Origin of the sequence: Lachnoclostridium phytofermentans, assembly GCF_000733755.1 — a bacterium.
GTDB lineage: Bacteria > Bacillota > Clostridia > Lachnospirales > Lachnospiraceae > Lachnoclostridium > Lachnoclostridium phytofermentans_A.
In genome coordinates, this window is record NZ_JPOF01000006.1 from 310439 (window position 1) to 335393 (window position 24955).

The 24955-nt window shown below is 33.9% G+C and carries 23 protein-coding genes; 6 read left to right on the forward strand and 17 right to left on the reverse strand.

Translation table 11 applies throughout. The features are described 5' to 3' along the window. Positions 1-108 precede the first annotated feature (108 nt). Entirely contained in the window at positions 109-621 is a 513-nt protein-coding gene (locus CC92_RS22230) for a hypothetical protein (RefSeq protein ID WP_081841963.1), read from the forward strand. A gap of 113 nt (positions 622-734) precedes the next feature. Here the strand turns inward: CC92_RS22230 and CC92_RS0114800 are convergent, their stop codons facing one another. Further along, the gene (locus tag CC92_RS0114800; RefSeq protein WP_029505079.1) at positions 735-1184 is read right to left on the reverse strand and encodes a DUF3788 family protein; all 450 of its coding nucleotides are present in this window, start codon (positions 1182-1184) and stop codon (positions 735-737) included. 66 nt (positions 1185-1250) lie between these two features. Then, the gene (locus CC92_RS0114805; protein WP_029505080.1) at positions 1251-1433 is read right to left on the reverse strand and encodes a hypothetical protein; all 183 of its coding nucleotides are present in this window, start codon (positions 1431-1433) and stop codon (positions 1251-1253) included. A 450-nt stretch (positions 1434-1883) separates the two neighbouring features. Between CC92_RS0114805 and CC92_RS0114815 the strand changes: the two genes are divergently transcribed. Further along, complete coding sequence (locus tag CC92_RS0114815; protein WP_029505081.1) at positions 1884-3623, forward strand: ABC-F family ATP-binding cassette domain-containing protein; 1740 nt, start codon at positions 1884-1886, stop codon at positions 3621-3623. 224 nt (positions 3624-3847) lie between these two features. On the opposite strand, the gene CC92_RS21805 is transcribed toward CC92_RS0114815, so the two are convergent. The 6 genes from CC92_RS21805 to CC92_RS0114845 form a co-directional block, all read right to left on the reverse strand. Continuing rightward, a complete protein-coding gene (locus CC92_RS21805; protein ID WP_155998507.1) occupies positions 3848-4948 on the reverse strand; it encodes a hypothetical protein in 1101 nt (366 codons plus the stop codon). Positions 4949-5279: 331 nt separating this feature from the next. Continuing rightward, positions 5280-6242, reverse strand: a complete 963-nt coding sequence (locus CC92_RS0114825; RefSeq protein WP_029505083.1) for a TIR domain-containing protein — start codon at positions 6240-6242, stop codon at positions 5280-5282. Positions 6243-6263: 21 nt separating this feature from the next. After that, positions 6264-9452 (reverse strand): sacsin N-terminal ATP-binding-like domain-containing protein, encoded by a 3189-nt coding sequence (locus tag CC92_RS22815; RefSeq protein WP_029505084.1) that lies wholly within the window; start codon positions 9450-9452, stop codon positions 6264-6266. A gap of 72 nt (positions 9453-9524) precedes the next feature. Further along, positions 9525-9872, reverse strand: a complete 348-nt coding sequence (locus CC92_RS0114835) for a hypothetical protein (protein WP_155998513.1) — start codon at positions 9870-9872, stop codon at positions 9525-9527. A 437-nt stretch (positions 9873-10309) separates the two neighbouring features. Then, entirely contained in the window at positions 10310-11830 is a 1521-nt protein-coding gene (gene rlmD / locus CC92_RS0114840; protein WP_029505086.1) for a 23S rRNA (uracil(1939)-C(5))-methyltransferase RlmD, read from the reverse strand. A gap of 365 nt (positions 11831-12195) precedes the next feature. After that, positions 12196-12618, reverse strand: coding sequence for a bacteriohemerythrin (locus tag CC92_RS0114845; protein ID WP_029505087.1), 423 nt, complete (start codon positions 12616-12618; stop codon positions 12196-12198). A gap of 232 nt (positions 12619-12850) precedes the next feature. On the opposite strand from CC92_RS0114845, the gene CC92_RS0114850 reads away from it, so the two are divergent. Then, the gene (locus CC92_RS0114850; RefSeq protein WP_029505088.1) at positions 12851-13102 is read left to right on the forward strand and encodes a TIGR04076 family protein; all 252 of its coding nucleotides are present in this window, start codon (positions 12851-12853) and stop codon (positions 13100-13102) included. A gap of 91 nt (positions 13103-13193) precedes the next feature. Here CC92_RS0114850 and CC92_RS0114855 read toward each other — a convergent pair whose 3' ends face one another. From CC92_RS0114855 to CC92_RS0114890, 8 genes are all read right to left on the reverse strand, one after another. Then, positions 13194-14465 (reverse strand): glycosyl hydrolase family 18 protein, encoded by a 1272-nt coding sequence (locus CC92_RS0114855; RefSeq protein ID WP_029505089.1) that lies wholly within the window; start codon positions 14463-14465, stop codon positions 13194-13196. 101 nt (positions 14466-14566) lie between these two features. Then, complete coding sequence (locus CC92_RS0114860; RefSeq protein WP_029505090.1) at positions 14567-15910, reverse strand: MATE family efflux transporter; 1344 nt, start codon at positions 15908-15910, stop codon at positions 14567-14569. Between the two features lie 85 nt (positions 15911-15995). Then, positions 15996-17285, reverse strand: coding sequence for an MFS transporter (locus tag CC92_RS0114865; RefSeq protein ID WP_051650925.1), 1290 nt, complete (start codon positions 17283-17285; stop codon positions 15996-15998). Positions 17286-17588: 303 nt separating this feature from the next. Then, positions 17589-18311: an HDIG domain-containing metalloprotein gene (locus CC92_RS0114870; protein WP_081841964.1), complete on the reverse strand. Its 723-nt coding sequence runs from the start codon at positions 18309-18311 to the stop codon at positions 17589-17591. Beyond that, positions 18308-18475, reverse strand: coding sequence for a hypothetical protein (locus CC92_RS22820; RefSeq protein WP_197035804.1), 168 nt, complete (start codon positions 18473-18475; stop codon positions 18308-18310). The genes CC92_RS0114870 and CC92_RS22820 overlap by 4 nt, the downstream gene beginning before the upstream one ends. A gap of 10 nt (positions 18476-18485) precedes the next feature. Beyond that, on the reverse strand, positions 18486-18914 hold the full coding sequence (locus CC92_RS0114880; protein WP_029505093.1) for a hypothetical protein: 429 nt from the start codon (positions 18912-18914) through the stop codon (positions 18486-18488). Between the two features lies 1 nt (position 18915). Further along, a complete protein-coding gene (locus tag CC92_RS0114885) occupies positions 18916-19197 on the reverse strand; it encodes a DUF1905 domain-containing protein (RefSeq protein WP_029505094.1) in 282 nt (93 codons plus the stop codon). Between the two features lie 215 nt (positions 19198-19412). Next, on the reverse strand, positions 19413-20312 hold the full coding sequence (locus tag CC92_RS0114890; protein ID WP_029505095.1) for a helix-turn-helix transcriptional regulator: 900 nt from the start codon (positions 20310-20312) through the stop codon (positions 19413-19415). A 240-nt stretch (positions 20313-20552) separates the two neighbouring features. Here CC92_RS0114890 and CC92_RS0114895 point away from each other — a divergent pair, with 240 nt between their 5' ends. Further along, entirely contained in the window at positions 20553-20765 is a 213-nt protein-coding gene (locus CC92_RS0114895; protein ID WP_029505096.1) for a hypothetical protein, read from the forward strand. 211 nt (positions 20766-20976) lie between these two features. Here the strand turns inward: CC92_RS0114895 and CC92_RS0114900 are convergent, their stop codons facing one another. Then, the gene (locus CC92_RS0114900) at positions 20977-22131 is read right to left on the reverse strand and encodes a tetratricopeptide repeat-containing glycosyltransferase (protein ID WP_051650926.1); all 1155 of its coding nucleotides are present in this window, start codon (positions 22129-22131) and stop codon (positions 20977-20979) included. A 480-nt stretch (positions 22132-22611) separates the two neighbouring features. On the opposite strand from CC92_RS0114900, the gene CC92_RS0114905 reads away from it, so the two are divergent. After that, a complete protein-coding gene (locus CC92_RS0114905) occupies positions 22612-23658 on the forward strand; it encodes a D-alanine--D-alanine ligase family protein (RefSeq protein WP_029505098.1) in 1047 nt (348 codons plus the stop codon). Positions 23659-23674: 16 nt separating this feature from the next. Continuing rightward, the gene (gene ablA, locus CC92_RS0114910; protein WP_051650927.1) at positions 23675-24826 is read left to right on the forward strand and encodes a lysine 2,3-aminomutase; all 1152 of its coding nucleotides are present in this window, start codon (positions 23675-23677) and stop codon (positions 24824-24826) included. Positions 24827-24955 lie beyond the last annotated feature (129 nt).

Consider the following 24955-nt stretch of genomic DNA (forward strand, 5'->3'; position numbering starts at 1 on the left):
GGTGTGTTTGTATGACATATCTATGAAATATACCTTCAACCTTATTACAAAGCGATTACTTAGAATCAATATTCCAAAATATTAATTGCAGAATCGGGGAGATTTCATTTGAAAAAAATAAATATTATAAGATTTGTCTGTATTGGTGGCATGTTAACCGCATTCACTGTATTATTCCAATCAGCACCTGTATTTTTGCCTGCACTAGGATTAGCTTTAAGTCCATTTAGCACGCTACCGATTGCCATTGCTGCGGTATCTAATATTTTACTTGGATTTACTGTATATTTTGCATCCGTAACCATACTTACCCTAGTTAGTATGCAAGAGTCCATGATTCTCCTATTTACCACTGGGCTTCTTGGCCTTATGATCGGAGCATTACTTTACAGAAAAAAAATCTTACTCTCTACCATATTTTCAAGTATAGCGTTATCTCTTGGGATAGTAGTATTAACTTATATCGTAAGTATGTCAGCATTTACGGATTTCGCCAGTTCGTTATCAATTCCATTTACTCTTGTTATATTTTTTTCTTTTTCTCTTGTTTATTCTAGTATTTGGAATGTTTGCCTTAGAAAACTCATTAGCTATCTGATGAAAATTAAAATGATTCTTTAATTTTTCTTATTGAAAGTAGCTTCACGCGCTAATTAATGTTCTAGCACTTTGGTTCATATAATGTTTCACAATTAGACTATTACGCCAGAACTTAATTAGCACCTTTAACCAAACTAATATTTCACTGTTTTAACAATCGGTTTTACCTTTACTTTAATGAATTCTAACACCTCTATGATATCTTCTTCTCTATGTACCCGAAAATTAATCCACCCCCCATATTCACCACAAGGATAACGACTATCCCATATTTCTTTTGCCTTGTCTGATAAAATAACAAGCTTCGTTTTCATTTCAGGAACCTGTTTGTCACCGATCTGAGTGAATATTGTGAATCCACCTTGTTCAAAAAACAGATAACATAAATGTTTGTTTTTATGACTGTATTTATACCCCCAGCCATAATTCTTACCAAATGGGAATTTTAACTCTCTCTCTAGATCGTATAACTCCTTTAAGTAAGTTTCAAAGCGATAAATTTTTTTCATAGCTGCTGTTCCGATTGTTTCCTGAATATTTTCCAGTGTTGGAATATTTAATTTGTCCAACATTCGTTCATACATGAAATTCACCCCTCAAATTTATAAATAACTATTGAAAGTTACATTTATAATAAATAAGCACGTTGTTTATTTTTTCTTTTTTATTATATCACCGACCATAGAAAAAATGATATCTACTAACCCCATAATCAGAGCAGCGGTAACAGTTATAAAGATATCAATTTTCTGTCCTTTCATTATATCGACAATAATAAATCCTATAGCAACTACAATTACCCAAAAAGAAGCTCTCAAAATTTTTTCTTTCATTTTTAACCTCCATTTATGCTATTACCTTTTCTATCATTCATTTTCCCAATAGGCAGCTCCTCCACTTCAATGAGTACACACTTCTTACATTTTATCACATATTCCTTTATATGGTAACTAATTATTAGTAAAACAGTTACATTTTCTTGAATACAGTAAACACAATTATCCATCATGGATTGCTTCGGCTGTCATTATTAATTAAAATGGTCGCAATTAATGCTATCATGTACAGCTTATCTAGGAAATGATTGAAATTAACCTTAAATAATGTTATTCTATCAAACGGAAAATAAAAAATAATAGATGTTTCATCGTCGATAGGAAGGTGTAATTTTTAGGACTTAAAATTATCTTAATTGGCACAATAAAGTATGAAAACTATTAATATAAAACAACTCTAAAGAAAATTCGAATGAACATATTGTTAAAACAAAGAAAGGTAATCATATGATATCAGTTGAAAACTTATCCTACTCGTTCCCGCAGAAGGAGCTATATAATAAAATTTCATTTACACTAGAAGACGGTCAACATTGTGCCTTTATAGGATCAAATGGCACTGGAAAAAGTACGTTGATTGATCTTATTATGCACCCAGAAAAGTATCTGTTTGATGGTAAGTTAGAAAAATCATCAAGTTGTAGAATTGGATATGTAAGTCAGTTCTTGGGACAAGACCAAAACAAAGACATGACCGTCTTTGAGTATATTGCGGAAGAATTTATTAAGCAACAAAATCAAATGACATTACTATGTGCTGAAATGGAAACTTCATCAGAAATTGAAGCATTATTAGAGAAGTATCAACATGTACTGGATGCCTTTGATGCAATGGATGGTAATAATTTTGAAAGTAACATTACAAAGAAACTAAATCTAGCAAACCTTAACAGACATGAAAATTTAATGATTTCACAGCTTAGTGGCGGTGAATTCAAACTAATTCAAGTGATAAAAGCAATGCTAGTAAACCCAGATTTATTAATAATGGATGAACCTGACGTGTTCTTAGACTTTGAGCGACTGAATGCTCTAAAAGATCTAATGAATTCACACAAAGGGATACTATTAGTAATTACTCACAATAGATACCTCTTAAATCATTGCTTTAACAAAATCATTCATTTAGAAAACACAGAACTACAAGAGTTTAATGGAAGATATATTGATTATAACTTTGCCTTACTACAAAGAAAAATTGAATTACAAGAACAAGCTGCTGCCGAAGCAGAAGAAATCGAAAGAAATAAAAAAATTATTGATAAAATGAGATTTGATGCGACTTATTATACCTGTGCCACAAGAGGACGAACTCTCCATGCGAGAGTTTCTCATCTAGAAAGGTTGGAAGCACGTAGAATAAAAGAACCTTTTGTTGAAATTAAGCAACCACAAATCAATCTTTTTACAGAACCTATGGAAGAAGAAACAATTGCTATAAAAGTTGATGACTATAGTTTATCCTTTGATGATACTTTATTAGAACATGTGAATTTTGAGATAAAATCTACCGATAAAGTAGCTTTGATTGGACCAAATGGAACTGGAAAAACAACTTTGCTTCGAGATATTTATAAAAATAATCATGATTCTATTAAAATCAAGGAAGGCATCCAAGTTGCTTTCTTATCTCAATTACAAGGTGAGATGCTTACTGAATCGAATACGATTCTAGAAGAATTCTTGGGTGTTGGGTTTAAAACCTATGAGGAAATCAAGTCACATCTTGCTGACTATGGTTTTGAAGATGAGGTCCTTCGTCAAAAAATTAGTGAATTATCTGGAGGTGAGAAAAATTTACTTCAATTAGCAAAAATTGCTGTTAGTAATGCAAATCTATTGCTTCTTGATGAGCCAACCAGTCATCTAGATACCTATTCTCAAATATCACTAGAATCCGCCATAGCAAATTATAATGGTGCGGTTCTTATGGTTTCTCACGACTTTTATACGATTGCAAACTGTGTGGATTATGTATTAATCATCGAAGATCAAGCGATACGAAAAATGAGTACACGTAAGTTTCGAAAGATGATTTATGCAAATCATTTTGATAAAGATTACTTGGAAAACGAGCAGAAGAAAAAAGAGATAGAGACTAAAATAGCCTTGGCTTTACAAGATAAGAATTTTGAAGTTGCTAAGGATTTGTCTGAGAAATTAGAGGAATTGATTCGAGTGTTATAGTAGTTTGATATCTACATGATAATTACTAAGGAGAACAACATCTCCTCAGTAATGACATGAATGACCTGTTATTTATATGCTGTCGTTAGGCATGAATTTTGCATTAAACCGATTAGAAGTGTAGTCCAGCTTTGCTTAACTACACTTCTAATCATGTACAAAAACTTTAATTTCACAATGAGAAATTCGAATAATCTCTTTCGCAATAATCTTTGTTTTCAGTGTTAACTATCTTTTAACTCCAAATCATCATCCGTATATTTGCGAATAATGTGCTTTGTTATTTCAACTGGAAGTGGTACATCCTCTTCAGAGAAATACTCAATATTTACAACCTCAACAACTGCAGTATGGTTGTCCTTTCCGACAGGAACCAAAACATAGTCACCAACCTCTATACTATCGTCATTAGTTATGTAATAGTAACTTTTGTATCCCTCATCAAAGGTTATGCTGCAATATATATACTCATTTTTGCGGCGTTTTACTTTATTATAGACAGATGGGTCAAGGATTTCACCCCAACCATAAAACCGCATAAAGCTAAATACTGTTTCCATAAACTCTGCCCAGTCAACCGGAAGTCCATTTTTATCATAAGTACCCTGGATGACACGGTGCGGATTACTCATGGAATCTATGGTTATTATATAATCCTTTGTTTCGTTTGGAGTTTCAATAACATCCAGTGGATTTCCAACAATATTATCAAATAGGCAATTTGCATCCAGATCATCGAGAAGACCTTCCACACCGCCCTCAACTTTATACTTACGTGAAACAATGCATCCTGTTCCTATGTTTTGGATATGCTCAATGCTCTCCGATTCTCTGTCAACTATCAGTTGTTCCGTATAATCCCACGTCACATATTCTGCAGTTTCGCTGATAGGCTGTTTCGGTTTTATCTTAGTAACTCTATGGTAATCGACTGTGATTCTATTTATCTTGTCCGTTATGCAGTTACAACGATTTACAATTGCTTTATTCGCTTCTCTTACCATAGAGTTTTCAGCATTCATGTCTGTATACAAAAACACACGGAACATTCTAAGATGTGACATATACTCATTAATAAGCAGGTTCACATTTTCACATGAATGCTCCTGCAATACTTTTAATAATGCACTCTTTGCTTCGGCTTCAAAATTCGCATCTGTTATTACATTCCAGAATAGTTCTGCATTTCCTTTTCTCCACAGATAGAAAGCATCGACGTCTGCCATATATACAGAAGTGCTAGATATATTCTGTTTCTGTAAGTACGCCTTATAAAGTCTACGGATTTCATCGAAAGAAAGTTCTCTCACATTACCTATTTCCACTCCGAACGCTCCCCTCTCAAGTAATCTCATCTATTAAGATAACTATCGTCATGCATACCCCTCTAAACATAGAATCCACTTGTTTTTTGTACTTATCAGCTTTTTATTTTACTGACTTTGACATCAATACTACCGTCTCAACGTGCCTCGTAACAGGGAATAAGTCGACCGGATTTTTAGTCATTTTTCACAATAAAATTGTATAAATTATATCATTTTTAAGCACATTTTATGCAATATTACTATAATTTTATGTCATCTATTTTATCGCCTCAAGGGTTGGTTGAGTAGTTTACTCTTAAGATTTTCCAACTGGTTGTTTGAAACCGTTCTATGAAAGCAAAATAGATAACAAATCCGAAAACGCATTTTGATTGATTTCAGTAAAATCTTTTCCTAAGCTTTTCTTGAAAATCTCAATTAACTCCGCAACATTCATTGATATGACATTTATCTGTTTAATCTCATCAACCAATCCTTGCTTAAGAGCTAAATCGGTTATTTCTAAATTCAGTTTATTTACTTTCTCTTTTTCAGCTTCCCAATATTTTATATACTTAAAGCGATTTAGCGAATACACATCCGCTTCAACCTGTTCAGGTTTTTTATCAGTTGAATAAAAACTTTCATCTGACTGAGATAAGATAATCGTCAATAGTTTATCATTAAACGCTCTGTTTCGCATTAATTCTGACACTTCGTACATACATCCTTGGGATTTTAAATAACTATCAGATATAATAGATATCATATAATCATGAGCCGATACGGTCTGCATAAATTTTTCAATATCACTTTTATATTCTAATGTCCTTTTATCCCTTGTAATTACCAGTCTACCTTTTCCAATAAAGTTTAGCCTTTCATCAACTAAATCAGCGATACAAGTATCTTTGTGCGAATAAGAAAGAAACACCTTTTTTATATAAAGTTCAGTCACGTTTTTGTTGTCATCAATCTTGTAAGGTGCACCATTATAAAAGACTACATTTTCACTCTTTTCAATGCTAATATATTTTAATATCTCCGTTTTATGTGGCAAGTCTAAAAATGTTAATTTAACATTGTCACTAAGTTTTTCTTTTATTGAATCAATATCTACATTAAATTTATATCCTTTAACTCTTAGTTTTTTTCCATTATCTTGCACGCCAAAAATAATCAATCCGCCAACACAATTTGACAGCGCAGAAATTAGTTTTCCAATAATTTCATCAGGTGCAACAGGATAAACACAATAAATATTTTCACGATTATTGTTTTCTATTAATTTTAACACTTCACTTGGTATCAAGATTATAGCCCTCACTTTCTACTATTTTGGATTAAGATTTTTGAGTGGAATAACTGAAATTCCAGTCGTTTTAATAATATCACCTAAAGTAATCATTCGTGTATTTCCGTCACCATTATCAGTCCAAAGCTCATAATCAGTATCATCCATTGCAGCAATCTCTTGTTCATAATAGAAAATGATTTTATCATCATCACTTGGTCTTACAACAATGCGAATATCAACACCATTCTTTTTTGCTAAAAAAACCGTCTTTGAATAACTTGTTGCTCTCCATTGATCCAATGTTTCTGGAATTTCATACCAGCCAGTTTCTTTTAAATAATAAAAAACTTGCTGTATTGCACGATTCATTATTTTTTCATAATACTCAAATGAAAGTTTATTCTTTTTTGAACTATGCAAGAATTTCTTGGCTACATCATCTATAGACATCCCACTTGGAAGTTTGTCTAATTGGGAATCAGTTAACTCTCCATCCGCCATGACTATACTTAAAATTTGGAATAAATCATCCTCATTATTTATTCCAAGCTGAGAAAGTTGCTCTCTTGAAATATTAATTGTTTCCGCCGATTGTACATTGCTTGCTTGTTTTAATAGTTCTTCTAGCTCTTGAAAACTTTTTACACCATGTTTAGATAGCAACTGCTCATACTTCTCAGCCTTTTGCATGTTGTCAGAAATTATGTCGTCATTATAAAACCAATATAAATTGCTGTAAAGGGTTTTAAAAGCATTTCTGATGGTTTTATCCTGCGTGCTCTTTAAGTATGAAAAGAAATTTTGAAAAACCAATCTCTCTTGATCATTATCTTCGCCAAGCTTATTCTTGTGATTTTCAATATAATTTGTTATTGCTTCTGCTAATGGGTAAAGATTAGTTGCTGTGTTTTCAGACAATGGAAAATATATACTACTCATAAGCAGTTTTATTCTGAGGTCTACTCCTGTAAAACAGTAAGCATCTTTTACCACTTCGTCAATCTCTCCTGTATCGAGCTGTAGTTCAGTGCTTCTTTTAAACACCCCATTTTGGTTTGGAAGAACGGAATACTTGTCTGCCAAATGTATATAATCATTTTTTTCTAAAAACAACACCACTTGATTTATAAATGAAATCGCACTGTCTACGTTGTCTGAAAAGTGTTCCTCGGCAAAAACATCCAACGTTTTACTTTGCTGTATATCAGAACACAACTTTACAACCCAATAATTTAGTGCCTGTTCAAAAATGGATTTCAAATACTTTTTAGAACCAACAGTCTCCCATGCTGTATTGTTATAAAACTCTTTGGCGATGCTCAAAAAGTCATCTTGTTTCGGTCTCTCATTTGTTTGTATGCATAGTATTCTTTGAAAGAAATGTTCACGATTTTGATGTTCGTTTTGTAAGCATCGTATAGTTTCAGAAAACAATTCTGAATATCCATATGCTGTTATATCAACATGATTTGAAATCTCTGTTGAAACCCTTTTATGAAGTAATTTATCCTTAACATCTATATCTAATATTAATGAAACTTCCTTGTATGTATCATCAAGTTCTTTGTCAAATGAAACTTTATTTAGGCAGCAGAACTTACCGTTTTGGTTGAGAAAAACTTCGGATTGTTCTATTGTTTTTTTACAGCTCTCATCTTCGCTTGTTAAAAGTAATTTGTAAAACTCATTCAACCAGACAAATACATCTTGTCCACTTAATATATTTTCTAAAAAAGATATATTTTCAGAACTTTGAATTGCTTGCACTATATTTTCAATACCCAAGTTTTTACATTCATCCCAAAGCGAACTGCACCATGCTTCTAACTCATCTTGCTTTGGAAGGAACTGTGGAAACAAAGCATTTGATAACGACCAAAGTTTAAGCATTTCTTCTCTGTTTTCTTGATTTTTAGGAATTAAAACAACAGGATCATCCCATCCCTCAAACAATGGTTTTTTATCACCAGTATTTGTAGTAATTAGATTTAAATATTTAATTTCTTCTTTTATAGGTTCAAGTATTTTATTATCAAACCATTCTGCATTCAGCCAAGTTTTATGAGGCTGCTCATTTATTTTTACAATATTATAAACACCTTTATAATTGTTTTCCACAAAAAAGCTTAATGCAGCTTTATATAGTTCAACAGCAGTTTCTAATGACAGTTTATTATCTTTAATAAACTGTTTTTCTTCGGCTCTACTCTCCAATTCAATTCCATCACGAGGTTCTGTCGGTTCAAAATATGGATTGTTAATAACTATCGGAAAAGCAAAGTCGCTTGTGCCAAGTAAAGGAAAATCACAAAATAGTTTGGGTAAATTTCCATATGGTCGTTGAATAGTTGCTTTTTCGCCAACATCTAAAAGTTCAACTGCAATTGACAAATGTGTTAACGTTTCGTCTTTTAGAGTAAAAATATATCTTGGATTCTTTTTTCTTGAATCACACACAGTTATAATCTGTGCATTTTTCAACGTGACAGTTAGATCATCACCACGAGAAAGCACCTGATTATAGTTGCCTTTCGTTGTGTTAGCCTGAATGGTTATAGATTTTATCTCCGGAACAAAAGCGAAAACATACGCAATAGAAGCAACAAGATTATTCAAACCATCTTTAGCGGTTTGAATTCCCAAAGCGTTTAACTCATATGTAAAACAGGTATTAAAATTATTTTCATTTATTTCTTTCGTAACTTCTACTGCATTTTTGTTAAGTTGCTCACAACTTCTTTCGATTGATTTGATGATTTCCAACTGGTTATCGCTTGAGCGATCAATATCAATATTAAACTGATACAATGGCTCATCTTCGTCACATAAATACCCTGTTACATTTACTTTTTTTGAAAGTAAATGCGTAGTTAAAAACCCAGTTCCAAACTTTCCGGTTATCTTTTTTTCTTTCCTATCAAGCTCATTTCTCTCTTTGGTAGAAACTTGTTCAATAAGGAAAACAATATTTTTTGTTAAAAACAGCTTTCCATTATGCATAAATTCTATTACTTTTCTAGTTTCATCGAAATTAACGAAAATATCAACTTTCCCTGTGGAGTTAACTACATCTTTTGCATTCTGAATAAGCTCCCAAATCCAGCGATAGGAAGTATCTTCATTATTGCTATTTTCCAATTTTTTGAGTTGGTCGATAATTTTATTTGCAGCTTGTGTTGTTTGTGCTTCACTGCGTAAATTTTTAACCTTATTTTCTATACTCATTTTGTTAACTTCCTTTTATGTAATTTGTTATTTCTCTATTACAAAAAACTATTTAAACTTCCTCACCCATAGTTATTTATTCTTAATTCCAATAGATGTGCATATTTTACCAAAGGCGGTCTTCCTCCATAGCAAAAACATTTCTTGAAAGGTAATATATCTCCAAACAGTAATGTGCTCAGGAATTGTATTTTGAAACAAATCATATTGCAACCCTTCAAAGTGAGAAAAGCTATTACTCAACTCCCCTCTACGAAGTGAAGCGTTAATTTTCTCCGACATAGAACCAGTATATAAGGTCAGTGGGCTAAGCGGAGGCTGCTTATTCAAATCAAAATGCTGTATGGCAGTATCAGAAAAGCTTGTAGACACCCATCTACCTACTTCCTCTGGCATGTTAAACTCCCTAAATTCTCCCAAAAACATAACTCCTCAAATTCAATTTATATATATCTTAATTATACAACAAATTTCATTATATTTCCAATAAATTATGCATTATTATATATGATAGAAACTAATTCTACAGTTAATTTAACTTTATATCTTTAAATTCAGACTTTTATGTCACAGGTAAAAGATTGCTCTTCACTATTAGATCCATACAACTCAGCAATATCCACTATTTGATTGCCAAAATAAAATTTTCATAAAGTACTTGACAAGATTTTCAATGCTCTCTCAGTTGTAAAAAATAGGCAGTTAGTTTTTCAATTGCTCACTGCCTATTATCTCTATTTACAATTGAATTTTCTCTACATCGGGATTTAAACCCTATGTCATCTATATTTAGACTGTTTTTTGAGGCTTGAAAAACGATGATTAAAAGTGGCTCAAACCCGCATGGTTATTGGGTTTTAAGCCCTTGTCATCATTATTATCGTTTCAACGTGTCCCGTCCACGGAAACATATCCACCGGCCAAGCCTCTTTCACCTGATAACCTTTCTTCACAAAATACTTTAAATCTCTTTGCAGTGTAACTGGATTACAACTAATATAAACAACTCTACTTGGCTGTATGCTTTCCACTGCATCAATAAACTGTTCTGTGCTTCCAGCTCTAGGGGGATCCATGATAACTACATCTGCCTTTTCCCCTTTTTCAGCCATAACAGTCATAAATTCCGTTGCATCGGAATTATAGAAATGTTCATTTGTAATGCCATTACGCTTTGCATTTGCTATCGCATCCTTGATTGCTTCTTTATTTACCTCAACTCCAAGTACTTCTTTTGCATATTTACTAGCTACTAAACCAATCGTTCCTATTCCACAATAAGCATCAATCACTCTTTCTTTGCCTGTTAATCCAGCAGCCTTGATAGCTAATTGATATAAGATTTCTGTTTGAACAGGATTTACTTGATAGAAGGATTTTGATGAAATACGGAATACATTGCCACACAATGTATCCTCAATATATCCTTTCCCATAAAGAACAGTTTCACGGTCGCCTAATATCAAGCTATCAGTACGATTATTAATATTTAATACAATTGTTGTAATCTCTGGATGAGCCTTTCTAAGAGCTGCAACAAAGTTTTTCTTCGAAGGTAGTATTGGGGATGCGATAACTAAAACTACCATGATTTCACCACTTGTAAATCCTCTTTTTACTAGCACATAACGTAGTAAACCAAAACCAGTATCTTCATCGTAGGTTTTTATCTTAAAGGATTTTAACATACCACGAATTGTTCCTATAATCTCATCCGCTTTTTTATCTTCAATTAAGCAAGCGGTAGTAGGAATGATCTGATGAGTACCTTCTTTATAGACACCAGAAATGATATTTCCCTTCGCATCACGACCAAATACTGCTTGAACTTTATTTCGATAATGATAAGGATGTTCCATTCCTTTGATTGGATGAACTGTGCAAAAATCAGACAAAAGTTTCGCTACTTGCTTTTGCTTGATTGTTAATTGTTCTTCGTATGGTAAGTCTAAATAATGGCAACCTCCACACTTTTTAGAGTGAGAGCATTCATACTCCCCATAAATCTTCTTTTTGTTTGATCGAGGCTTTTTACTTTTTTCTGCTGTGTCATTCACGTCTTTATTCTTAACTCCAAGTCCTTTGCTCTGAAATTTATTTTTCTGACAAGCCTCCGAACTCTTAGTATATTTATTCTTTTTTGAATCAATGTTCTTTTTGGAGCTCTCCTGCTTATCTGAAAACTCTTGTTTACTTATAGCGTTCATCGACTTATTCCCATGTTTCTCTAATTTAATATAAGGCTTGTCTGTCTTTCGACTAGCTTCTTTACTAGTATGTTGTTTCTTCGTTACACTATTATTTTTTGTAAGATTATTTCGTTTGCCAGCAACACTACTGTTTTTCTCTACATCATTTATTTTTGGAGGATTTTTCATCGTTTTCTTTCCCTTCTTTTTTGGTATAAGCAATTATCTATGTTATTTCATTTCGATTTTCTTTCTCTTTCTTCTCTAACTTTGCCTACCTTTTATTCTCTTTCTTTTTTCTACTTCCTTTTGTTATATCAATAATTCACTTAATCTCTTATCTAAAATATAGTGAACCTATCTCCATCATTCATTTTTAATAAACCTTACACCTATATCATTAAATTCTCTCCGATTATATCAGACATAACCAAACATGTCCATAAATACTATTTATTCACTAATACGATATTCACTTAACCGTAATCCAAGCGCCAAAAAGAGGCTTTGCAAAATACTATTTCCACTAATTTTGCTCAAGCCTCTCCTTGCCATTACTTCACTTTATGTTGAATTTCTTTAGCCATTTTTACATCTTCGCCCATCATGTGACTAAATACCCACGACTGAATCATCACTTTTATAGCCTTTAATTCCTTATACGGATTTTTTGCTAAAGCTGGACAATCAATTTCCATGACGTATTTTTTAAATTTTAAATGTTCCTTTACATGATGCACGTAACCGGAATAACCTTGTTGACGCATAATGGATTCTTCTGAATAAAAATGGTAGGAAACATACTCTCTAAGTTCACACACAATGTCTAATAACTCCTGCTCTTGAACTCCGATACACTTTCTAACAATCAACTGCTCAATATTCCTTCCGATACGAAAGAACTCTTTGTGCTGTTGATCAATTAATTCATCTCCAGTTTCTAACTCTTTAAACCAATCAAATGTAAAATCAAACATTCCCCACCTCATATATCTTTAGTACTTAATTACTATTTAATAATTTACATCGTAACCTCTCTATCGTCAAGTGTGAATTTTAGTTATTTTTTTATTGAATACAAGCTCATTATCAAAATGGATTTTAGAAACCTTGATCTGAAACAAGCTATCCTAATAGAATAAAACATGTTAAAATATCAATAAAAGTAATCATAGTGTACTAAAACACGAATTTATTGGAAGGAATTGTATGGGAATAGTAAGATTAATGATAACTGAAAGCAAGTGCAGAGGCGGGTATTGTAAAAAAGGTGATCACTATCTAGTGGAAGATTTATGTCCACCTTTATGCCATGAATTATGGAATAGTATTTATCCTTTCGTTTATGCTTTGCAAAATGGAGCTACTTTAGATTATGGGAATCGTAAAGCAAAACAATTTGATATGGAATGTCCTGATAACGGACGAGTAAAAATCCATGGCGAATATGTAGAAGATTAATTAGAAAAAACATACGTACTTTTTCTTATAATGTCAAAAAAAAGATAAGCATTATGTCATTCTCATAATGCCTATCTTCTATCTTTTTATTTTATAAAATTTCAAACATCACATTTACTAACAACCAGTTCGGACGGAACAATCTCATTAACTGCCAATAACCAACACCTCGGAAATCATATTCTTTCACGAGTTCTAGTTTCGCCTTGATGCTTCTCACATCCTCAAACCATACTTCATGATCTACGCCTTCACGAGTATAGGTAAAAAATGGGGTTTGAGCAACTTCATCAAATTGAATTACCGCATTGTTCGCAGCAGCGATTTGGACTGCTTCAATATTTCCTATTGCTCTTGCTCTTGACTCTCCTTTGACATAAGGAAGTGTCCAGTCATATCCATAGTTTGGGATTCCCATATCAATCTTATCGACTGGTATTTGAGTCACTGCAAAATCAAGCACTTCTCTAACTTTATTAATTGGTGCAACCGCCATAGGTTCACTATAAGTATAGCCCCATTCGTATGTCATCAAAAGAACGCTATTTGCACTCTCCCCAAGCAAGCGATAATCAATGCCTTCATATAATAAACCAGCCTGAGATTCACTTACCTTTGGTGCCAATGCTACAGAAACAAAGAAGTCCTCTGCGTTCATTCTTCTTGTTAATTCTGCAACAAATTCTGCAAAAGCGATGCGATCTTCTCCTTTGACGTATTCAAAATCTACATCAACGCCTACATACTGTTTTTCCTTCACTGTAGCTAATAATTCATTAATCAAATGATTTTGAGCTTCCTTATTCTGCGTTATAGCAGTTACTAATGCACTATTAAAAGCTCCATTTGCATCCGAAGGTGTCAGTGTTAATACAGGACCTACTCCATACTTTGTTGTTATTTCTAATACTTCTTCGTCATCTACTGGAACTAAATCCCCTTCCGGTGTAAAACCATACGAGAAGATACTTAGTGTTGTTAGGTATGGAAGAGTTTGCTCTAATACTTGAAAACTTACATAAGGATAAACATAACCATTCGTAGAAATAATTTTATCTCGTACTCCCTCATAAGTGATGACTAAAACCTGGCCTTCTCTTAATTGTTGCTCCTGTATAATATACGGATTGTTACGAATTAAACTAATGACACTAACTTGAAAACTCTGTGCTATGGAATAGAGCGTGTCACCAGGCTTTACCTGATATATTTTAGTGGGATGCAGGATTAATAATGCTTGACCAACCACTAAATTCTCGGGTGTGTAGATCTCGTTATCAAAAATAAGTCGTTGTACCGATACTCCGTATTGATTTGCAATTGCAAATACGTTATCCCCTGGTTTTACTACATGAATTTCCATATAAATTTCCGTTTTTTTTAATCATATTACAGGAAAAAGAAGAATATGAATAAATCTATTATTTTAAACAAAATCGGTATAATAAATTCTTATAGGAAAATCTAAACAGTTCGTACATTTTTCCAACGTCCAGATGCGTAACGAACATATGCAACAATTAGAGCAACAGTCCAACCGATTGGAATAGACCACCAAATCGCATGATAACCAATACCTGATAATGTAGCAAGACCATACGCAAGAACAACTCTAACACTTAAATTACAAAGAGTTGCAATCATAAAAACTTTCATATCTCCAGCTCCACGTAGAACACCGTTAAAATTATTCATAGTTCCCATAATGACATAGAAAACCGATACAACTTTTAGGTATTCAATACCAACTTCCATTACCTTTTCGCTAGCACCAGTTTCAATAAAGAAACCAATAAATTGTTCCCCATAAAGATATAATATACCAGCGATAAATAAACCAAAAATCCAAACCATGGATAATGCTCCACGCAATCCTTTTGCAACACGCTCTGGCTTCTTAGCACCAATATTTTGAGCGGTAAAGGTTGACATGGCACTACCTATATTAACCATAGGCATGATTGCAACAGAATCAATTTTTGTAGCTGCTGTATAGCCAGCCATAACGTCAGGTCCATATCGATTAACAAGGGCTTGTACTAAGACAATTCCAATAGAAACGATAGATTGCTGTATTATAGATGGAACCGCAATATTTGCAACTGTCTTTAAGATTTCAAGATCGAAATACCTGGATTCTTCTTGTACCTTTAATTTCTTCATATAAATTAGCAGTGCTAAAAATGATAACACCGCCGATAACGCTTGAGCTATCAAAGTTGCATAAGCTACTCCTGCAACACCTAGCCCGAAATTTATTACAAATACTAAATCAAGTACAATATTTAATATTGAAGAGAATGCTAAAAATAACAATGGCACTTTCGAATTTCCTAGAGCATTAAAAATCGCATTTAATGTATTAAACAAAAATAAAAAGATAACTCCCATAAAATAAATGCTTAGGTAAATTGCAGCATCTTCAAATACTTCAGGAGGTGTATTCATTGCTCGTAAAATACTTCGATGTAATAATAATCCTAATACTGTAATAAAAGAACTAATGGCGAGCATCGTTAACATTACAGTACGAATCGCACTGCGCATTTTTCCGAATTTCCCTGCTCCAAAATATTGAGATATTACAACAGATGCCCCAATACCTGCCCCTGTCGCAATTGCTATAAACAAAAATGTGATAGAAGAACAGGTTCCAACTGCCGCCAGAGCATTAGCGCCCACCTTCTTTCCTACAATCATTGTATCCGCTAAGTTATACGCTTGTTGAAATAAATTTCCCAAAACCATGGGGATCGCAAATTTAACTAAGGTTCTCCCAGGATTTCCGGAAGTCATGTCACCCTTCATCGTTATCAATAGTTCCTTTCCTTTGTAGTTCTTATTCTTCGATAAATAGTCTTTCCTTTTCTTTTTTTCTTATGAGTATTTTTTCTTATGAGTATTTTTTCTTCCCCATTTTTTGAATCATTGATACACCAACTATCATAATAATTGGAAATATTATAACTGGTATCATACCTGCTTTTAAACCGAATGTTGTCCTATTCGCAACGAATCCTACAATGGCAGGCCCCAGGGCACATCCCACATCTCCCGCTAATGCTAAAATAGCAAACATCGCTGTTCCACCCATACGATAACGCTTTGCTGCAAGACTAAAAGTTCCTGGCCACATAATACCTACCGAGAATCCGCAGATTGCACAGGCAATTAAAGAAAGAAATGGTATTGGTGAGAATATCACTGTTAGATAACTTAAAATGCAAAGAGCACTGGAAAGTGCCATTGCACGTTCTAACTTAATTCGCTCTCCCATCTTCCCATACAATGCTCTAGAAATTCCCATTAATAAGGCAAATGCACATGGTCCTAACAAGTCTCCAACCGTTTTACTTACCTTAAGTCCTACTTCTGCAAAATAAGATGCCCATTGAGACATCGCTTGTTCAGCCGCCCCGGAACATATCATTAGTAAAAAAAGCCACACAAACATAGAAGAAATAAAAATACTTTTTCGCGATTTTTCTATCTTTTTCTCTTCTCTATGCAGATGTTTCTCCACAGAACTTACATTCTCCTCATCAAAACTTATATTCTCCTCGTGATGATCCGATAACGTACAAAGTGGTACCTTGGAAAATAAGATAAGGTTACCAAGCGGTACCAACATCCACAGATAAGCCAGGATAGACCAATGTCCAATTCCAACGAAAAGAAAGAACAAAGTAGAGAAAATTACAACCCCTACATGACCAAAACAATAAAAGGAATGGAGTAAGCTCATTGCTTTATCCTTCTCTTTCCCTGGTAATGATTCTACAATAGGACTAATGATTACTTCAATAATTCCGCCACCTATTGCATTGAATGCCACTGCGATTAACAATCCAAGATAAGGGTTTTCAAGTAGCTTAGGTAATGTTCCAAGGCTTATTAAGCCGAGGACACAGAAACCATGAGCTACGATAGCTGAAATACGATACCCTATTTTATCTATTGTTTTCGCTCCAATAAAATCAACAATGATTTGTATGATAAAGTTTATGGACACCATCATGGCGATACGTTCCAGAGATACCTCAAATTCTTTCTGAAAAGTCAAAAACAATAATGGTGGAAAATTATTAATAATTGCCTGTGTTATGTACCCAATATAACTTGCATAAAGTGTATGATGATATTCCAGTTTCGTTCCTCGATGCTTTACCCTCAAAAAACTCATATGATTTCTCCTTTTGTTTCTTACAATCCTTCTCTTGATTAATAAACACATAAAAACTGTTGCAGCATAATTAGCCATATTGAAAAATCATAAACAAAATGAATAACTCATAAAGGAAAATATTCTTTCCTTTCACTATTCTAAATGCATATGATTTCCATTGGGCAAATATTATGTTGCAACAGCCCTTGATTTTACTACAAATCAATAGTAATGCGTTATAATAAAATATAGAAAAAGTTAGCTTCTATCATATTATACCTTCTAATTCCTTTCTATTTCAAGTATATTAGCTACATTTCCTTAGATTTTTGTTTTTTTATAAAATAACTCTATCGCTTCTCTTTCCGCATTTACATCGATACCAGTTCTACCTGTACGATCACTCCATCCAAGGATAGCCAAATCCTCTCCTCGAACCTCACTTAACATCGTTTTTAAATCTCCAAATGGCAGGTCCTTATTCACGTATAGTATCATCATGTGCCAACGTATTAAAGAACAAACATATCTTATAAACTCTCGATCAGTAATAAACTCAGACAAGAACTTATCTGCAAGTTCAGCTCCAACTCTATCATGATCATAGGAGGTAATTCTTCCTTTACGAAACCTGGTTGTCTCAGGTTTTCCAATGTCATGTAGTAAGGCAGCCCACATAATTGCAGTTGGTTTTTCACTCTTTTCTTTTACAGTAGCCGCAACATCGACTACCATCATTGTATGAATCCAGACATTGCCTTCTGGATGATACTTTGGAGATTGTTCTGTCTTTTCTAGGGAGGAAAGCATGGAAAAAGGATACTGATAAAACTCAGGTCTAGATAATAACGTGTTGAGATAAAGAGATGGCTTTTCTCTCGTGATAAGCTCATGTTCCAATTCGCAAAAAAGACGATCTGCTTGCTCTTTGTCTCCTCCTTGTGACTCTGTTCTAGGAGAAGTGGCAGTTTTATAACTTTTACTGGATATTCGAGACTCTTTGTTATAATCCTTATTTGTCTTTTTCCATTCCCTTTGTTTCATTTTGAATTCTCCTGCATTTGAGATGCCTTTTTATGACCAGCTTTTGCTTTACCCTGAATTTCTGGTACAGGTGGCTGATCATTTTTCTTTAAATGTAATTTCTTATTACTTTCTGTTCCATGTGGTTCTTGTGGGTCTGGTCGTTTCATCCCTGCTTTCGCCATAGCAAACCTCCTATAAATACTCCTTTAGCTCTTTGATATTATCTTCTTCAAACTTTAGTAATTGATCCATCAGTTCATTAATTTCTTGTTCCGCATTTTTGTACTTCTTTAGATTCTTAATAGCATCAATTACACCCATATTACTACCTATAATTAACATTTCTGCAATATGAGACGTACTTTTATCGGTCAGCGTTTGAATATTTATCATGAAGTAGGTCTTAATCTTATCAAAAGCACTAATTCCTTTTTCATCGTAACCATTGGAATTCAATAGCTTTTCGGCGGCTTTGTTTATCTTTTCATATTCTTTGTATTGTGACTCTAAGCGTTTCTTAAATTTGTTATCCTCAACAATTCCAATAATTTGATGTAATGTTTCTATTCCCATTTGAGAATTTTGATAAACAAAGTTTAATAATTCTGCATTTCCATCCATGTCACTTCTCCTGTTTCTGTCGTTCCTTTATGGTAACTTTGACGATATCTCCTGGTTGTTTCTTGATTTGCTCTCTTATCATTTTTTTTATTCCTATGATGTGACTAGGAGTCCCCATTCTAACTAAGCTTCCTTCATAAACAACACCATCAAATGTAGCAGTTACAGGAACTCTACCTTTTTTAAACTCTTGTTTCACATCAAACGGAATCTCAATATAAGCTCCATCAATATCAGGCACTTTCTTTATGATTGCTTCAAATTCATATATTTTTTCATTCATGTATTCTGCTCCAATCCTTCTATGATAAAACTTTATCTTAATTGTTCTGTAATATTATTTATCTTTCGCCTATCCTCACACATTTTGTACGATATGAATTTTTTTTTGCAGTACTTTGTCGCGCCGAACCCAAAGGATGAATGCGCATCCCTCGGAGTGTTTATAATCTCATAAAATTCTCCCGTACACACTTAATATCTCAAAAGAGAAGATTTTTATTCGTATTTAAGTAATGCATTGCGATAGATTGTTATCATCTGTTCTCTCACAGAGTTTGGTGAAACAACTTCAACTTTATCCTCAAAAGATAAAATAAAATTATAAACCCAAGATAAGGATGCTTGAAATGTCACTAGATAATTTCCATCATTTAGTTCTATTATCTCATCTTGTTGAAATTCATCAAACACACGATAGGATAAGGAATGATCCAGTTTTAATATGATTTGTTCCATTTTTACTTCACTTTGATTTATCATTGCATCCAAGTCGATCGGTGGCACCTCAATTACAAATCTTTTTGAATGTATCTGAGGATTTTTAACTCTTCGCAATTTAAAGACACGATAATCTTTTTTTTCTTTGCAATATGCATATAAATACCAGGATTGTGCTTTAAATATAAGCCTTAATGGATAAACTATCCTCTTTGACTCTTCTCCAGATGAATTATAGTAAATAATCTCTAATTCTTTTTTTTCAAGAATTGCTTGTTTTATCAAATCGAACTTTTCCTTCTCTTCCGTATTACTTCCCCATCTTGAAAAATCCACCTCGATCCAAGTCTCTTCTTTCTTTCCGAAGATGGAACTAAGTTTTCTTAGTGTTGCTTCCTCTGAACGGCTGATTGCATGTAATCCTTGGAGAGATGCTAAAATATTTTCTTGTTCCTTTTCGGATAACACCGCTTTATTAAGGACATAAGATTCCATTAATGAAATCCCGCCACCTTTACCTTTGGTTGTATAGACTGGTATTCCGGCTAAGGAAAGCGCATCAATATCTCGGTATATGGTTCTTACAGATACCTCAAAATGCTCTGCCAACTCTTTTGCTGTCATACTTTTTTTATCCATTAGAAGATATGTGATTTCAAACAAACGATTTCCTTGCATTCCTGTCACCTCATACTATAAATTTGTAACATTATAACTTACCCTGTGTGGCAAGTTTATGTCACGTAATTTAAATGTTCTTTACATTTATTTGATATGCTTAAGGAACAAAAATCTTGTAAATTTGATAATAAGTACTTTCTTAATACATAACATTTATTTTTTTGCTAAAAAAGCTCTTATTTTGTCACAAAGCAGAAAGGAAATCATATCTTATAGTATAAATATAAAAAGAAAGGAATGATAATATGTGCTGCTTTTTTAATTTTGGATGCAATAGATGCTGCAGATGCAATAGAGACTGCGATTGCGATTGCCGTAGAGACTGCGACAGAGATTGCGACCGAGACTGCGACCGTAGAGACTGCGACTGCGATAGAAGATGTTGCAGATGCTGTAGATGCTGTAGATGTTGTAGATGCTGTAGATGCTGTAGATGCTGCTAATCTATAACTACTAATCTCCATCATTTAGTATTACATTACGAATAGTATAAAGCAAAAAACACTATGTAAAAATTCAAAAATATCTATAAACAAAATTCAAAAAGCATCACACCATAGCTATTAATTCACTATGGTGTGATGTTAACTATCTGTCTAAAACTAATTTTATTTCTTAGTTTTATTTCTTTAATTTTATTTTTTATGTTTTTTATATATTTTCATACCTCTTGAATGTCCTTTGTTTCCTTTCTTTGATTCACCGCTTCCCAGTCTCTTTCTTGTTGTAGCTCTTTTTCCTTCTCCATAAAACTTATATTATTTTGAATTCTTGCGTCCTCAGGTGATAATCGAAATGCTATCTTTGCAAACTCAATTGCATTATCGACTAATCCAATATGAAAACATGCAATGGACCCAATGTCATAAATATCGGAGTTCCAGGCACGTGGATCACTTGGGTAACCCAATATATTCTTATCTTTTATTTTAAGTGCATCGGTTACTGCGTAGTAAACTGTATTCCAATCCTTTTCACCATATGCAAGAAATGCAAGTTCTATATAAGAATCACGAATATAAGGAATTTCTGCTATCGCTTTTAGCATCCAAGCTTTCGCTTGCAGATACTCACCTTTTCCATTATAACAGCGTCCAATAAATCTCATTGTTGCACTTCGTTCTTCATTCCAATTAGAGCGCGGATGATCTAAATATTTTTTGAAGGTTTCAATCGCATCATCATATCGATTGACAAACATATATTCTCTTCCAAGATAATGTAGATTTCTAACATCATCCGGGAACTCTTGCATTGCTAACTCTAATAAACTAACGTTAAAACTACGGTCCTTCGTTTTATCAGGATAATGCTCGACTACTAACCCTGAAATAAACACATCTTCTTGGCAGCCTTTTCCTGTATACTCTAAAATCTCATGGGTTGGATATATCCAGTGGTAATTCTTTCTCGCATGGATTCGGTGCTGTACAAATTGCACCGCAGGGCTACCATCTGGATTAAAACTCCAGATGTATTGGTACCTACCAAGGCAACTACTTGGTTGCCATACATCTTCTAGTGCATCTCTCCAGCCGGCATTAATTATCTCATCCACATCAAGTGCCACACAGATATCAACATCCTCTGGTATAAACTTTAGTAGCTCATTTCTTGCTTTATCAAATCTCCATGGTTTGATTGGCATCTCGTAAACAATAGCACCGGTATCCTTAAACTTTTGAACTGTATTATCTGTGGATCCAGTATCCCCTATGATTACCATGTCAGCTTCTTTTAGATTTACCATAAAGCGATCTACAAACTGTTCTTCATCCTTACATACAGCATATACACATACCTTATACCTACTCATCTACTCTCCTTTTTTTCTATAAGAATATACTTATATTATGTGTTTCCTTTTGGTAAATTGAAGCATATTCTATATTGATATTCTTACTATTATTACTATCATATGTCATGAAAATAAGCTCAATACCATCGGTGTTTTCATTGATTAACTTATCCTAAAAATACAATCGTAAAACCAAAAAAAAACGTGGTTTAAAAACTTAACAAAATCTTAATATGAGCTTGTGATTTATCTATTGACATCATACTAAAAAAGTGTAGAATTTCCTTGATATCTATGGATGAGATACAAAGAATAACATTGGTTAATGTACATAGAATTCCTTCGATTAAATAGCGACGGATAGCTATGATTAATTAGTTACAAAGAGCTAGTTTGATTAACAATATTAAGCTTAATAAGATACTTTGGCCTATGTTCCAAAAAATCCATTAGATATCCAAGCAACGATAAAAAATCATCAAAGGAACGGTGAAATTTATGGAAAATGATGCAAAAGGCAGCTTGGGAGATGAAGCTGACCCTTATTCCAAACTACGGGTTGGAATAACTTATAACTTAAAGAAGGGGATTCGTACCGAAGTCGTAGATGCAGAAGCAGAATATGACAGCATCGATACGGTTCTAGCCATCAAAAACGCCTTAGAGGGCGACAATTGCCACGTAGAATTAATGGAGGCAGATACTAATTTACCAAAACGGCTACAAGAGACACCGGTGGATATTGTGTTTAATATTGCAGAAGGGCTGAAAGGAAGAGGCAGAGAAGCTGAGGTTCCTGCAGTTCTTAATATGTTTAACATTCCATTTACCGGTTCGGACGAAACAACCCTATGCCTTGCACTTGATAAGGCACTTTGCAAACGAGTTTTATCCACCTATCGCATCAGAACACCGAAATACCGAGTGTTTACGAAAGACGACAATCGTCTTAATACTAAATTTTCTTTTCCGTGCATTGTAAAACCAAATGCGGAAGGTTCCAGTAAAGGTATCTCCGATATTTGCATTGCCACAAACAAAGAAGAACTAAAAACACTCGTATCTAATAATATCAAGGCTTATGGCCAGGATATGCTAGTGGAGGAATACATCGACGGTAGAGAATTTACCGTTGGCGTACTCGGTAATGGAGACGATATTCATGTATTTTACCCTATGGAGATTATTTATCTGAAGAAAAACAATAAGTTTAATATCTATAGCTATAATGTGAAACAAGATTATAAAAAATTAATTCGCTATGAATGCCCACCAAACCTTGATCCAAAAATCGAAGAAGAAATGATTACTATGGCAAAAAAGATATTTAAAGTACTTCATTGCCACGATTTTTCCAGAGTCGATTTTCGATTAAATTCCGAAGGGAAACCTTATTTCATTGAAATAAATCCTCTTCCTGGTTTGGCTCCAGGTTACAGCGACTTTCCAATGCTGGCTGAGTTTTGTGGAATGGACTATGTTACATTAGTTCGCAGTATTCTTAGAAACGCACTCCAACGGAATGGTCTTCCATTTCATATCTAACGAGGGGGCGTAAGAAATGAGCGAACATATCTTTCATGGTAATTTAATTCCGGATTCCGATTGGTATGATTGGCGGTGGCAGTTTCGCAACCGTATTACAACGGTTAGTGAGCTCTCTAAGTCAATCGAATTAACAGAACAGGAGAAACAAGAAATATCCGACTGTTTGGGTCAATTCCGTATGGCGATTACACCATACTATGCTTCCTTAATGGACCAAGCGGATAAAAATTGTCCGATTCGTATGCAAGCGGTTCCTAGTAGCTTAGAAAATCGCATCCTTCCTTGTGAAATGGCAGACCCATTGAATGAAGAAGGCGAAAGCCCAGTTCCAGGTATTGTACATCGGTATCCCGACCGTGTACTTTTTCTGGTAACCCACCAATGTTCCATGTACTGTAGACACTGTACCAGACGTCGTTTGGTTGGTGAAGAAGACATGGTAATCTCGGACCAAGAAGTGGATACAGCTATTGAATATATCAAAAGCAAGGAAGAAATTCGAGATGTTCTTATCTCAGGCGGTGATCCACTCACGATGAGTAATGAGAAGCTAGAACGAATACTTAAAAAACTTCGGTCAATCGAACATGTGGAGATTATACGAATCGGCACCAGAGTTCCTGTTGTTTTACCAATGAGAATTACCCCGGAATTAACAAACATGCTTCATAATTATGAACCAATTTGGATTAATACTCATTTTAACCATCCAAAAGAGATTACCATAGATTCCATGAACGCTTGTGCTAGGTTAGTGGAAGCAGGCATACCTCTTGGAAATCAGAGTGTTCTGCTTCGTGGTATTAACGATTCTACAGACATTATGAAAGATTTGTTATTAAACCTAGTAAAGAACCGCATTCGTCCTTATTACTTGTATCAGTGTGATTTAAGCCAGGGGTTAGGCCACTTTAGAACTAGAGTAGAAACGGGTATCGAGATTATTCATCATTTGCAAGGATATATCTCTGGTTATGCAATACCAAAGTTTGTTATTGATGCACCCGGTGGCGGTGGTAAAATACCTGTCAATCCGGAATATATCGTATCAATCGATGATAACGAGGTAGTAATGCGTAACTATAAGGGGGACCTTTATACTTACCCGCAACCACCTGATATTAGTTATGAAAAAGAGTTTCATTTAAATGCAGCAAAACAATAGATAGGTAGAATAGCTTATCAAAATATAAGAGTTAGGTTATTCTATTTTATTCCTAAACACAGATACACTATAGGGGTTATTGGGATAATAACTTTACATTATTTAACAAAAGTAATAAAATAGTCTTTA